The 12336-nt window shown below is 66.9% G+C and carries 10 protein-coding genes; 6 read left to right on the forward strand and 4 right to left on the reverse strand.

All coding sequences use genetic code 11. From position 1 onward, the window contains the following. Positions 1 to 115: 115 nt before the first annotated feature. On the forward strand, positions 116 to 1411 hold the full coding sequence (gene eno / locus KBZ19_RS05790) for a phosphopyruvate hydratase (protein ID WP_094512066.1): 1296 nt from the start codon (positions 116 to 118) through the stop codon (positions 1409 to 1411). Between the two features lie 499 nt (positions 1412 to 1910). On the opposite strand, the gene KBZ19_RS05795 is transcribed toward eno, so the two are convergent. The 3 genes from KBZ19_RS05795 to KBZ19_RS05805 are packed head-to-tail and all read right to left on the reverse strand — an operon-like array spanning position 1911 to position 4498. Next, the gene (locus tag KBZ19_RS05795; protein ID WP_255100183.1) at positions 1911 to 3590 is read right to left on the reverse strand and encodes an AarF/ABC1/UbiB kinase family protein; all 1680 of its coding nucleotides are present in this window, start codon (positions 3588 to 3590) and stop codon (positions 1911 to 1913) included. Continuing rightward, positions 3590 to 3931, reverse strand: coding sequence for a hypothetical protein (locus KBZ19_RS05800; RefSeq protein ID WP_255100184.1), 342 nt, complete (start codon positions 3929 to 3931; stop codon positions 3590 to 3592). Before KBZ19_RS05800 ends, KBZ19_RS05795 begins: the two co-directional genes overlap by 1 nt. Positions 3932 to 3964: 33 nt before the next feature. Then, positions 3965 to 4498, reverse strand: coding sequence for a hypothetical protein (locus KBZ19_RS05805; RefSeq protein ID WP_255100185.1), 534 nt, complete (start codon positions 4496 to 4498; stop codon positions 3965 to 3967). A 291-nt stretch (positions 4499 to 4789) separates the two neighbouring features. Here KBZ19_RS05805 and KBZ19_RS05810 point away from each other — a divergent pair, with 291 nt between their 5' ends. The 5 genes from KBZ19_RS05810 (at position 4790) to gltS (ending at position 9434) form a co-directional block, all read left to right on the forward strand. Continuing rightward, positions 4790 to 5455, forward strand: coding sequence for a 20S proteasome subunit A/B (locus KBZ19_RS05810; protein ID WP_255100186.1), 666 nt, complete (start codon positions 4790 to 4792; stop codon positions 5453 to 5455). Positions 5456 to 5494: 39 nt separating this feature from the next. Continuing rightward, a complete protein-coding gene (gene glsA, locus KBZ19_RS05815) occupies positions 5495 to 6481 on the forward strand; it encodes a glutaminase A (protein ID WP_255100187.1) in 987 nt (328 codons plus the stop codon). Then, the gene (locus KBZ19_RS05820; protein WP_255100188.1) at positions 6478 to 7482 is read left to right on the forward strand and encodes an AI-2E family transporter; all 1005 of its coding nucleotides are present in this window, start codon (positions 6478 to 6480) and stop codon (positions 7480 to 7482) included. Before glsA ends, KBZ19_RS05820 begins: the two co-directional genes overlap by 4 nt. 248 nt (positions 7483 to 7730) lie before the next feature. Further along, positions 7731 to 8198 (forward strand): hypothetical protein, encoded by a 468-nt coding sequence (locus tag KBZ19_RS05825; protein ID WP_315855870.1) that lies wholly within the window; start codon positions 7731 to 7733, stop codon positions 8196 to 8198. A gap of 45 nt (positions 8199 to 8243) precedes the next feature. Further along, positions 8244 to 9434 (forward strand): sodium/glutamate symporter, encoded by a 1191-nt coding sequence (gene gltS / locus KBZ19_RS05830; RefSeq protein ID WP_094512090.1) that lies wholly within the window; start codon positions 8244 to 8246, stop codon positions 9432 to 9434. A 37-nt stretch (positions 9435 to 9471) separates the two neighbouring features. On the opposite strand, the gene KBZ19_RS05835 is transcribed toward gltS, so the two are convergent. Further along, a complete protein-coding gene (locus KBZ19_RS05835; RefSeq protein WP_255100189.1) occupies positions 9472 to 12276 on the reverse strand; it encodes a cyclic nucleotide-binding domain-containing protein in 2805 nt (934 codons plus the stop codon). Between the last annotated feature and the right edge of the window lie 60 nt (positions 12277 to 12336).

Here is a 12336-nt window from a genome sequence, read left to right on the forward strand (position 1 = left end):
TGTGCCACCGCGCGGTGAACCTAGCCAGGAGCCAGTGCTGTGCCAACCAGCACGCCGCGGGGGGAGGGGGTGCCCCATAAGATCCGCACGCGTACCCGTTTGCCCCGAGGCCATCGTGATCGACACCCTCGACCTCGTGATCGACTCCATCGTTGCCCGTGAGGTGCTCGATTCCCGCGGCACCCCCACCGTGGAAGCGGAGGTGCGGCTCGAAGGCGGCGCCGAGGGCCACGCCATCGTGCCCAGCGGGGCCAGCACCGGTGCCCATGAAGCCCATGAACTGCGTGATGGCGGCAGCCGCTACTTCGGCAAGGGCGTGCTGCAGGCCGTCACCAACATCGAAGAGAAGATCGCACCGGCGCTCTGTGGGTTGAGCGCCCTGGAGCAGGTCACGGTGGATGGCGCCATGGCCGAACTCGATGGCAGTGACAACAAATCGGCCCTGGGGGCCAATGCGGTGCTGGCCGTGAGCCTGGCGGTGGCACGGGCGGCGGCCAACGGTGTGGGCCTGCCGCTCTACCGCTATCTGGGTGGCCCGATGGCCACCCTGCTGCCGGTGCCGCTGATGAACGTGATCAACGGCGGTGCCCACGCCGCCAACAACATGGATTTCCAGGAATTCATGCTGGTGCCGCACGGTGCCCCCAGCTTCCGCGAGGCGCTGCGCATGGGCGCTGAGGTGTTCCACACGCTCAAGGGCCTGCTGAGCGCCCAGGGGCTGTCCACGGCGGTGGGCGACGAAGGTGGCTTCGCGCCGGATCTGGAAAGCAACGACGCCGCCGGCGCCCTGCTGGTGCAGGCGATCGAGAAGGCCGGCTACAAGCCGGGTGAGCAGATTTCCCTGGCCCTGGATGTGGCCAGCACGGAGTTCTACAAGAACGGGCTCTATGCCTTCGGCGGCGGCAGCTACAGCGCCACCGAGATGGTGGATCAGCTCGAAAAGCTGGTGAGCCGCTATCCGATCGTGTCGATCGAGGATGGCCTCGCCGAAGACGACTGGGAGGGCTGGGCCCTGCTCACCCAACGGCTGGGCGGGCGCGTGCAGCTGGTGGGCGACGACCTGTTCGTGACCAACACCACCCGCCTGCAGCGGGGCATTGAGCAGGGCATCGCCAATTCGATCCTGATCAAGGTGAACCAGATCGGTTCGCTCACCGAAACCCTGCAGGCGATCGACCTGGCGGGTCGGGCGGGTTACACCAGCGTGATCAGCCACCGCAGCGGCGAAACCGAAGACACCACCATCGCCGACCTGGCGGTGGCCACCCGTGCCGGCCAGATCAAGACCGGTTCACTCAGCCGCAGCGAGCGCGTGGCGAAATACAACCGCCTGCTGCGCATCGAAGACGAACTGGGCAGCCAGGCGATCTACGCCGGCGCTGAAGACCGGGGCCCGCGCGGCCGGGGCTGAGCGCGAACAGAGAGGGAGCGGCGCCTGAATCGTCTGGACGATCAAGCCGGATGTTCGGCCTCGCCCTGGCTGTGCCACGACTTCCGCTTGATCGGATTCGGCAGAACGGCTGGAGCAACAGGGTCCACACATCGAGATTGCAATGCCTTGCCTAAGACACAAGACGTGAACACGATGGTCATGTTGAGTGTCAACGAGCCATGCACCAGGCGCAATTGACAACATCATGACTGGAAGCAAGAGCCTGACTACACACAGCCTTCCGACTCATGGTTACTCACTTGAAACCGGCCTTCTCCAAAGATGAACCCATCCACCAAGTGCGGCAAACACCACGTGCGGCAAACAGGCTCAACCTCAACTGGAACGTAGATCGACCCTTCGAACAGAGGAGCAGCGGCTCTGTCGCTGAGCCCCAAATCCTTCCGAACGATCAAGAAAGCAGGGTGCCGATCGAAGCATCTTCACCGATACCTTCATCACCGGCTGCGCCGTTCATCTACCCGCCTGCGCCGGGAAGTTTTTCCAGGCGTCCATCGCGACGCAGGCGGCCCTGCAGCTTCAGCCAACTGAGCGTGACCGGCAACGCCGCCACCAACGGCACCGCCACCAGGGCCGGCCTGGCGCTGGCGCCCAGCAAGGCCGCAGACACCGCCAGGCCTCCGAGCAAGAACGACTGACCTGCCGCCTGCTGGGCGGTGGCGAGGCGGCGCAGGATGCGGTCGGTTTCGCCGGCACGCATCTGCACCTGGAGATCTCCCTGCTCCAGACGTGAAAGGCTGTCTTCCAGGCGGCGGGGCAGACCCAGCGCGCGGCTGCTGAGCTCGCCGGCCTGGCGGCCCAGTTCGCCGAGGAAATCGTTGGGTCCAGTGCCGCCGGAGGTCATCAGGGGGAGGAGGTAAGGGCGGGCAATGGCCACCAGGCTAAAGGTGGGGTCGAGGCTGCGGCCGACCCCCTCGAAGGTGGAGAGGGCGCGCATCACGAAGATCAGCTCCGCCGGCAGGCGGAACGGCTGGCCATACACCAGGTCGTAGAGGTCGCCGGAGAGCTTCTCCAGCACATTGGCGGAGAAAGGCGGCGTCAGCGCCTCGGTGAGCATCACCCGCACCAGGCGCCGCACCGGGCCGGCGTCGATGCCGGCGGCGATGACGCCCGCCCCCTGCATCTCTTCCACGAGGGCGCCGGCGTCGCGGGCGGCAGCGGCCCGCACCATGCGGCCCAGCCGCCCGCGCAGGCGCGAGGAGAGCTGGCCCATCATGCCGAAGTCGTAATAGATGAGGGCGCCATCGCTGGCCACCGCCAGGTTGCCGGGATGGGGATCGGCGTGGAAAAAGCCGAAACGCACCAGCTGCTGGAGATAACTGGCCGCCCCCTTTTCCGCCACCGCCGCAGGATCGATGCCCGCCTCAACCAAGGCGGGGCGGTCGTTGATCTTGATGCCGGGGAGATAATCGAGGCAGAGCACCCGGCGGGTGCTCAGTTCCCAGATCACCGCCGGAATACGGATGCCGGGATCATCCAGAAACTGCTGGCGGAAGCGGGCGGCATGTTCAGCTTCGAGGCGAAAGTCGAGTTCCCGCAGTAACACGCGCCGGCATTCCTGAGCGATCGAGACCCAGTCACGGCCCTGGCCCCAGCGGGGATGGCGCTGCAGCACCGCCGCCACCTGCTGCATCACCTCCAGATCGAGCCGGAACAGCCGCTCCAGCCCCGGCCGCTGGATCTTGAACACCACCTGGCGACCGCTGCGCAGGCTGGCGCGGTGCACCTGGGCCAGGCTGGCGGAGCCGAGCGGCAGCTCCGCCAGATCGATGATCTCGTTGCAGCGCTCGCCCAGTTCCTCCTCCAGCAGCCGCTGCACGGTGGCGAAGGGGAAAGCGGGCACCCTGTCTTGCAGGTGCGCCAACTCCTCCACCCAGCCGGCGGGCAGCACATCGGGGCGAGCCGAGAGCAGCTGGCCCAACTTGATGAAGGCCGATCCCAGGCTGAGCAGCTCGTTGGTGAGCCAGCGGGCACGCTGGCGCTGACGCACAGCCCGATGCTCCGCGCTCGGCGGCCCCTTACCCCGGTACGACCAGGCCCGGCCATCCAGCCACAGCCCGGCCAACAGCTGCAGCACGCCGCGCCAGATGCGCAACGAACGGGACAGGCCCCGCCACCCTTGCAGCAGGCGCCCCATCAGGGCCGGTCCTCAAGGCGGCGCGACAGGCGCGCCACCTGGGCCCGCAGGGCATCGATCTGCTCCTGAGGCGTGCCCCAGGCGGCAGTGGCCACCGACTGCGCGTCCATGGCGCCGGAAGCAACGCCTGATGCCGACGCCGACCCAGCCGCCGGATCGGTTTCCAGCCGCTCCGCCTCCGCCTCCACCTCTTCCAGGAAGAGGCTCCATTCCTGGCGCAGCCGCTCGGGCGCCTCCTGGGCAAGCACCGCCAGGGCTGCGGCGGTTTCCACCAGGCTGCTGCCAAGCCGGGCACCCAACCTGTTGATGGCGGCCTGAACGATGGATTGGGGCGCGCTCATGCGGGGGCCGTTGGTTGGCGAAACTGTGGCAGATCAGGGCGTTGTGCCGTTGGGATCCGCCGCCGCCGGCGGCTCAGTGGGCGTGATCACCGAATCGGAAGGAGGTGGCGGCTCGGCCGGCAACAGCGGCGCTTCCGGCACCGGCTCCTCGCGGGTGCTGGCCTTCGGGTCGGCGGGCGCCGGGGTGGCCCGGGCCGCAGCCTCGCGCTTCTCTTGTTCCTCGCGGCGGCGCTGCTCCTGCTCCAGCAGGCCCAGGTCTTCGACCGCTTCGCTGGGGGTGCCGAAGCGCATGCGCAGGCTCTCCAGGCTGGTGCCAGGGGTGGGCCTCACTTCAAAGCTCTCACCAAGGCGGGCCGTGCCATCGGGACGGAGATCGAGCAGGCGCCCGGTGAGGCCGTAGCCGAGCCCGAAGGCAACTCCCGCCACCAGCGCCAGCGTCCAGCCGGGAATAGGGGGCTGGGCCGGCGGGCGGGCGCCGGGAGTTCGTGCGCCGGAGCGGCCGGCGGAATCGGCGTCGGCGCCCCTGGCGGGACGCTTTGACCTGCGACGCGCACCGGCCTGGGTCATTGGTCACGGTTGGAAGGCCCCCATCCTGCCCGTGCCTGTGCGGAGCCGCCACGGCTGGCCGGCAGGTGACCGTTTGGGTGCCAGACCGTGGGCTGGGCGGATCGCTGAGCACAGCGGCGGAATCTTGGCGATGTCCTGTGGCTCACATCTCCCTCGACGCTAGGGTTTTGCTGCTCTTGCAGACCATTCAAGGTGACCTATTGCATCGGTTACTGGCTGGAGAAAGGGTTGGTTTTTGCTTCTGATTCCCGCACGAATGCCGGAGTTGATTATATTTCCAGCTATAGCAAGATGGTTGTGTTTCAGCCGGCCTCCGATCGGCTGTTCGTGCTGCTGGCCGCCGGCAATCTCGCCACCACTCAGGCGGTGGTGAACCACATCCAGCGCGACCTTGACCAGGAGATCGCTAGCCAAGCCAGCACTGGTGAGGACCTGCGTTCCTGCCACTACCTGTTCGAAGCGGCCAACTACATCGGCGCGGTGAGCGTGGCGGTGCAGGAGAAGCACCGGGCCGCTCTGCAGCAGGCGGGCACCAGTGCCGAGGCCACCTTCATCCTGGGCGGGCAGATCGGCACCGAACCCCACGGCCTGTTCATGGTGTACCCCCAGGGGAATGCGGTGATGGCCACGCCGCAGACCCCCTATCTCCAGATCGGTGAATCGAAGTACGGCAAGCCGCCGCTCGACAATGTGGGCTCCACCAATCTGTCGCTGGAGGATGCCGCCCGGCTCTGCCTGATCTCGGAAGTACTCACCCACCGCTCCAACCTCACCGTTGGCCCGCCGTTTGAGCTGGCGATCGTGCCCCGCAACAAGCACTCGGTGGCCCATCGCGTCACCTTCGAGGCGGAGGCGCCGGAACTGGCCGCCATGATCGACACCTGGAGCAGCGCCCAGCGGGAAGCCCTGCACCGGCTGCCCAGCTTCGTCTGGGAGCAGAACCTGGACGCGGCCTGACGCGCCGGTCGCCACCGCCCCACCACCAGCCGTTCACCCATGCACACCGTTTCCGAGTGGATCTCCACCGGCCACCTGCCCTCCGCCGAGGTGGTGGAGGCACTGGTGCTGGAGGCGCATCAGCGCTTTGCGCCGGTGCGAGAGGGCAAGGTGGCCGATTACATCCCCGCCCTGGCCGCCGCCGATGCCGAGCAGTTCGGCATCTGCGTGGCCGGCTGCGGCGGGCAGCTGATCGAAGCGGGCGATTCCCGCGCCTCCTTCAGCATCCAGAGCATCTCGAAGCCGTTTCAGTTCGCGCTCATCTGCCAGGCGATCGGTGAAGACGAAGCCCGCGAAAAACTGGGGGTGAACAGCACCGGGCTGCCCTTCAATTCGGTGCTGGCGGTGGAGCGGAGCAGCGAAGGGCTCTCCAATCCGATGGTGAATGCCGGCGCCATCGCCGCCACCAGCCTGGCGCCAGGCACCACGCCCGAGGAGAAGTGGGCCTTCATCGAGGCCGGCTTCTCCCGCTTCGCCGGCCGGCCACTGGAGGTGGATGAAGAGGTGTACAGCTCCGAGCTGGCCACCAACCGCCGCAATACCGGCATCGCCAGCCTGCTGAGCGCTCAGCAGCGCCTCTGGTGGGATCCGGAAGAGGCCACCGATCTCTACACCCGTCAATGCTCGCTGCGGGTCACCAGTGCCGACCTGGCCGTGATGGCGGCCACGCTGGCCAACGGCGGGCGCCAGCCGATCACAGGGGAGCAGGTGATCGATGCCATCCATTGCCAGCACGTGCTGGCGGTGATGGTCACCGCCGGGCTCTACGAAACCTCCGGCGACTGGCTCTACGCCACCGGCCTGCCCGGCAAGAGCGGCGTGGCCGGCGGCATGATCACGGTGGCACCGGGCAAGGGTGGCCTGGCCACCTACGCGCCACCGCTCGATGAGGCGGGCAACAGCGTGCGCGGCCAGCTCACGGCCCGTTTTCTCTCGGAAGCCCTGGGCCTGAACCTGTTCGCCTCCAGGGCAGAGAGCCACCAATGATCAGCACCACGAATCTCGTGCGGTATCTCCTGCTGGTGGCCTGCGTTGGCGTCACGGTGCTGATCTTCGACTACTTCTCAGGCACGATTGCGGTGTTCACCGCTGCCGCCATCGTGGCGGCGCTGCTCAACATCCCGGTGACCTGGCTGAGCCGCTATCTGCCACGGGGATGGGCGATTGCCATCGTTTCTCTCAGCGCCCTGCTCCTCCTGATCGGTTTCGTCACCGGCATTGGCCTGCAGGTGCTGAACCAGGGCCAGGGCCTGGTGCTGGATCTGCAGAGCAGGATGAAGCAGCAGGATCTCACGCCTCTGCACGGCTACCTCGAAGCCTATGGATTCGACAGAATCACCTCCCTGCTGCAGGAGGGATTGCTGACGGGGCTGGGGTTGCTGCAGACCGTGTTCTCCGGTGTGTTCACCGGGATTTTCGGTGCGGTGATCAGCCTCTACATGTTGATCGATGGGGAGAAGCTCTGGAAAGGGTTTCTGCGGCTGATTCCGGAAGCCCACCGGGATCGTTTTGCCCACACCTTTCTGCAGAGCGTGCTGGGGTTCATCCGTGGTCAGCTGCTGCTGATGGTGTTTCTGACCGTCTCGACGGCTGTGGTTTTTCCCCTGCTGGGTGTGAAGTACAGCCTGATCCTGGCGGTGATCGTGGGGGTTCTGGATGTGATCCCCGGCATCGGGGCCACCCTCGGCATCGTGCTGGTCTCGGTGATGGTCTTTGCCTCCCAGGGAGGAGAGATCGGCCTGCGGGCCTTGATCGCTTCGCTGCTGCTCGGCCAGATTCAGGACAACATCGTGCGCCCCAGGGTGATGGGCAGGGCGATGGAGCTCAATCCGGTGCTGCTCTTTCTCTCGCTCTTCATCGGTCAGCGGGTCGCTGGTCTGCTGGGGGTGTTTCTAGCCATCCCGATCGCGGGCATGATTGCCCTCTGGCTCCATACGGAACGCCAGCAGCAGGAGGCCATCGCTCTCACACCCGCAGGCGATGAGTAGGGGCGGAGACGAGTAAGGGTGGAGCCTCTGCACTGAAGCTCCGCGCTGAACGTCTGCACTGAGCCTCTTCGCTGAAGAGTCTTGCCGCAGGCTCTGTCACGAGCAGCGAGCACCACGATCTAGGCGTTCCCCTGTGCAGGTGGCCCTCGCTCCTGGTTCCCCTCGGTTCACGGGTTCCTCGCTTCAGGTGCCGGGATCTGAGCATCTCCAGCAGACTGCCATGCTGCTGCCTGGATGCGAGCTCTCCCATGGTTTCGATGCGCCTGATCCCACCGATCCTGCTCACCGCCTTGATGGTGGCCGCCGCCAGCACCACCAGCGCCGAGGCCCGCTGCCGCTTTCTGATGCCGCTCGGCGGCAGCGGCGAGCCGGTGGTGTCCAAGCGGATCGGCCCCGACCGGCTGCTGGGCCGCACCAACTGGAACACCGATTTCATCGTGGACCAGCCCTTCCGTAGCTATCAGTTCTTCTTCACGTCGGCCTCGACCGAACGGGCCACCTTCCCGGTGGCCGCCTTCATGCGCTTCACCGATGGCACCAGCCTGCAGGTGGTGAATGAAACCCCCACCTTTGAACCGGGTACCGGCCGGAAGTTCGGCCCGTTTCAGGCGGTGCCGGGCAAGCGCACCAACCTGATGAACTTCCGGGTGGGCTCCAGCACCAGGCCCGCAGCCGTGGGTTTCAGTTACCGGATCTCCGTGCAGGGATGCGACTGAGGCGACGGCCGGCCTGAGCCACTCCTGCCCTGATCCCCACCCGCCATGCAATTCGAGAGCTTCGCCACGTTCAACATCGCCATCGTGGTGCTGGCGGTCGGCCGCTGGTTGAACCGGAAGGTGGCCTTTCTGAGGGAGTTCAACATTCCCGAGCCTGTGACCAGTGGCCTGCTGGTGTGTGTGCTGCTGGCGGTGGTTCATGCGATTTCCGGGCTGGAGATCGGTTTCAACCTGCTCACCCGTGATTTTCTGCTGCTCTATTTCTTTGCGGCGATCGGCCTCAACGCTGACATCCGCACCCTGCTCTCCGGCGGACGACCCCTGCTGATCCTGATCGCCACCACGGTGGTGTTCATGCTGCTGCAGAACCTCACCGGCATCGGCGTAGCCACAGTGCTGGGCCTGAATCCCCTGGTGGGGGTGCTGGGCGGCTCGGTATCGCTGCTGGGCGGCCACGGCACCGCCATCGCCTGGGCTCCCCGCTTCGCGGAAACGCACGGCATCAGCAATGCGTTGGAAATCGGCGTGGCCTGCGCCACCTTCGGCCTGGTGCTCGCCTCGCTGATGGGCGGGCCGATCGCCCGGCTGCTGATCCAGCGCAACAAGCTCCAGCCCACTCCCTGCGTGGTGGAAGACGCCGCCGCCGAGAGCAACGCGCTCGAACGGGTCACCTACTTCACGCTGCTGCGGACCCTCTTCTGGCTCAACATGAGCCTGGGCCTGGGTGAACTGCTCTTCGAGGGATTGCAGGCCGTGGGCAGCAATCTGCCCCTGTTCGTGTGCTGCCTGTTCGCGGCGATCTTTCTCACCAACACCGTGCCGCGGTTGGTGAAGGTGCGCGAGCTGGCGCCGGCACGATCCCTGGCCATCGTGTCCGACATCGCCCTGGGCATCTTCCTGACAATGTCGCTGATGAGCCTGCAGCTGTGGACCATCGCCTCGCTGGCGGGCCCGATCATCGCCATCCTCACCGCCCAGTTCGTGGTGTCGTTCCTGTTCGCGCTGTTCGTGGTGTTCCGTGTGATGGGCCGCGATTACGAAGCGGCCGTGATCTGCGCCGGTTTCGGCGGCATTTCACTTGGGGCCACACCCACGGCGATGGCGAACATGTCGGCGGTGGCGCAGAAGTATGGGGCCGCACGGCGGGCGTTCATCGTGGTGCCGCTGGTATCGGGCTTCTTCGTGGACATCAGCAATGCGGTGATCATCCAGCGCTTCCTGAATGTGTTCGGCTGATCCAGTGGGCACAGTGCTTGCAGGGGGGTGACGGCGCTCAGCCGGCCACCGCAGCAGGCAGGGTGCCCATGAAGCGCTGCAGCTGACGCGTTTCGAGTTCGAGCACGCGCTTGGCGAAGTCCTGATCGCGATCGAGCAGGGCATCGAAGCCATCCACTGGCACCGCCAGCAGGCGCGTGCCCTCCTGCGCCGCCGTGATCGTGTTCTCAGTGGCGCTGTGGGTGAGCACCTCGAGCTCATCGAGCATCTGGCCCGGCCGGAAGCGCTCCTGCCGGGTGCCTGGGCCATCAGCGCTGGGGTCGCCATCGCGGTAGTGCACCAGGGCTTCGCCTTCGATCAGCAACAGCAGTTCGCGGCAGGTGTCGCCGGTTTCGGTGATCAGGGCGCCGGCGCTGTAACGGCGCAGCTCAGAGACCTCCGCCAGGGCGTTGATGGTGTCGAGGTGGAGGCCGCGGAACGCCTCGCAGGTGGCCAGCACCACCCGCTTTTCGAGCTCAGGGCAGGCCTCGAGGCTGGACGGCGTATCGCCCTGGGCCAGCAGGCGCTCGGCCGTGTTTGCCAGCAGCGGGGCGGACGCGCCACCGCGCAGCGCCGCTGCCTGGGCCTGGCCCTTCGGGCCGTCCAGCCGGGCGATCAGGAACAGGGCGGAGGCCTGGATCAGCGGGTTGCGGTCCTGCAGCAGGGTGTCGAGGTGGTGCAGGGTGACCGGCAGGGGAACCACCAGCGAGCAGCTGGCGCCTGTGCCCGGCTGGGTGAGTGCCGCCAGCACCTCCGCCGGCAGGCGCTGCTGCCACGGCTCCTGCTCCAGCAGCTCCAGCAGCACCAATGGCGAGAGCTTCTGCAGATCTGCCACCAGGGCGGGCACGGCAGGATCCTGCTGCAGGGTGGCCAGGGCCCACAGGATCGCCCGCAGGCTCAGCTGTTCCCGGTGGCGGATGTGCCCGCTGAGCAGGGCGCGCACCACCGGCGCCTCCGGCAGCGACGGCTGCTGCAGGGCGCGGAAGGCCTCGATCAGTTCCGGCAGGCGCTGCAGCAGCACCTCAGCCTTCTGGGCGGCGCTGGCCTGCGGCGACAGCCCGCCCAGAATCTCCTCCTCCTCCGCGGCGGTGATGCCGTAGCGGCGACGCAGCGAGCGGATCGCCTTGGTGTCGCCCTGCTCCTGCGCACGGCTCTGCAGCCGCATCAGTCGATCGAGCGACTTGCGGTAGCCGCTGAGCCGCACCTGATCCTCCAGGCTGCGGCGGTTGGCGGGATCGAGCAGGGTGGGATCCTCCACCCCCAGCTCTTCGAGCAGCTGCTCGTGCTCCTCATCGGAGATGCCGAGCTCGCGGCGCATCTGCTGCAGCACCTCCAGGCTGGTGGCCACACTCACGTAGCCCTCCTCAAGCGCCTCACGCACCACGCCCTTGTAGGCCTCGTGGCGTTTCTCGCTGCTGAAGCCCGGCAGCACCTTGGCCAGCACATACACCTCGTGGGCGTTGAGGTCGCCGAGGGTGCGGCCATCGAGGAAGCGGCCCACATCGAGCTGGAGGCGCTCCAGTTGCTTGCGGAAGCGGCTGGCCAGGTTCTCGCGGCTGTAGATCTCGGGGTTGCGGCGCCAGGCCTTGTACACCCACAGCGTGCTGAAGGCCACCAGGGCGCCGTCGAAGAGGTATTGCACCCAGGGCGGCAGCAGCCGCAGCAGCGGCCGACCCGCAAACAGAAAAAAGAAGTTGAACACCAGAAAGGTGGCCACCACAAAGATGCGGTGGCGGAGCTGCTCCGGCGACAGTGGCATGGCACCGCTGCGGGCGGCAAGGCGCCGTTCGCGGGAGCGCGCACCGGCTTCGATCCAGCGCCCCACCACCACCCCCAGCCAGGTGAACAGCCCCAGCACCAGGGGCACCGCCACCAGGCGGGGGATGGGGATGGCCTGGCCGAACAGGAACAGCCCGGGGCTGAGCAGGGTGGCGAGCTGGTCGCTCTGGCGGACCCAGATCCCGGAGAAGTAGTACTCCCAGTTGCCGGCGTACAGGTAGTAATAGAGGAAGTAGCCCAGCACCAGCCCCACATAGCCATAACGCTCGAAGGCGAAGGCCGGTGTGGTGATCCGCGCCCAGTACATGCGCTCGGCGTCGATGTCGATGCAGGGTTGCTGGCAGGCCACACAGGCGCTCTGCTCGCTGCCATCGGGCAGCGTGGTGCGGCACATCGACTGGGTGATCGGCTGCTCGCTCAGGTGCGCCTTGCTGCCCAGCAGCCCGGAGGGGGCGGAGAACACGCTCTGCACCGGCGCCATCGGGCAGAAGTACTGGCACCAGGCCTTGCCGCCGTACAGCCAACCCACCAGCATCGCCACTGCGATCGTGCCCAGCAGCCAGGCGGCCAGCACCAGGCGATCCGCATTGAAGAAAAGGATGCGGCCGCAGAGGCCCGCGAACAGCCAGCCGAACTGCACGCTCGAGTAGTGGCGGGCCAGCCAGGAATCGGCGGGCACCTTGGCCAGCTGGGGGCGCCGCTCGCCGGTGCGGGGATTGAGCTTGGCGATCTGGCGCTGCAGGCCCAGGGCGCGAGGGATCTGGGAGAGGAAGGAGAGCGGGCAGATGCGTCGCCACAGCTCATGGCCGAACACCAGCAGGATGAAGATTCCCGAGGGCACCACCGCCCCCCAGAAGAGGGTGGTGCCGAGCGGATAAGGCTGCTCGCCCAGGCAGCGGTCCTGCACCGGCACACAGGCCTCACTCAGACGCAACGGGCTCCAGGGGTGGCCCGGATCGGTGAGCGCGGCGCTCCAGGGGTCGAAGAACAGCGAGGCGATGATCAACAGCCAGCCGGTGGTGAGAATCCAGCGGATGACATGCATCCGGGATTCACGCAGCTGAATCGCCATCGGGCCAGGAATCGGTGCGCTGACCTTAGCGAT

Source organism: Synechococcus sp. L2F, from assembly GCF_024345695.1.
GTDB lineage: Bacteria > Cyanobacteriota > Cyanobacteriia > PCC-6307 > Cyanobiaceae > MW101C3.

Excerpts from the sequence above, each read along its gene's own strand:
- KBZ19_RS05795 (WP_255100183.1), bottom strand. The coding sequence starts at position 3,590 with ATGGGGCGCCTGCTGCAAGGGTGGCGGGGCCTGTCCCGTTCGTTGCGC.
- KBZ19_RS05825 (WP_315855870.1), top strand. The coding sequence starts at position 7,731 with ATGGTTTCGATGCGCCTGATCCCACCGATCCTGCTCACCGCCTTGATG.
- KBZ19_RS05835 (WP_255100189.1), bottom strand. The coding sequence starts at position 12,276 with ATGCATGTCATCCGCTGGATTCTCACCACCGGCTGGCTGTTGATCATC.
- KBZ19_RS05820 (WP_255100188.1), top strand. The coding sequence starts at position 6,478 with ATGATCAGCACCACGAATCTCGTGCGGTATCTCCTGCTGGTGGCCTGC.
- KBZ19_RS05805 (WP_255100185.1), bottom strand. The coding sequence starts at position 4,498 with ATGACCCAGGCCGGTGCGCGTCGCAGGTCAAAGCGTCCCGCCAGGGGC.
- glsA (WP_255100187.1), top strand. The coding sequence starts at position 5,495 with ATGCACACCGTTTCCGAGTGGATCTCCACCGGCCACCTGCCCTCCGCC.
- KBZ19_RS05810 (WP_255100186.1), top strand. The coding sequence starts at position 4,790 with ATGGTTGTGTTTCAGCCGGCCTCCGATCGGCTGTTCGTGCTGCTGGCC.
- gltS (WP_094512090.1), top strand. The coding sequence starts at position 8,244 with ATGCAATTCGAGAGCTTCGCCACGTTCAACATCGCCATCGTGGTGCTG.
- KBZ19_RS05800 (WP_255100184.1), bottom strand. The coding sequence starts at position 3,931 with ATGAGCGCGCCCCAATCCATCGTTCAGGCCGCCATCAACAGGTTGGGT.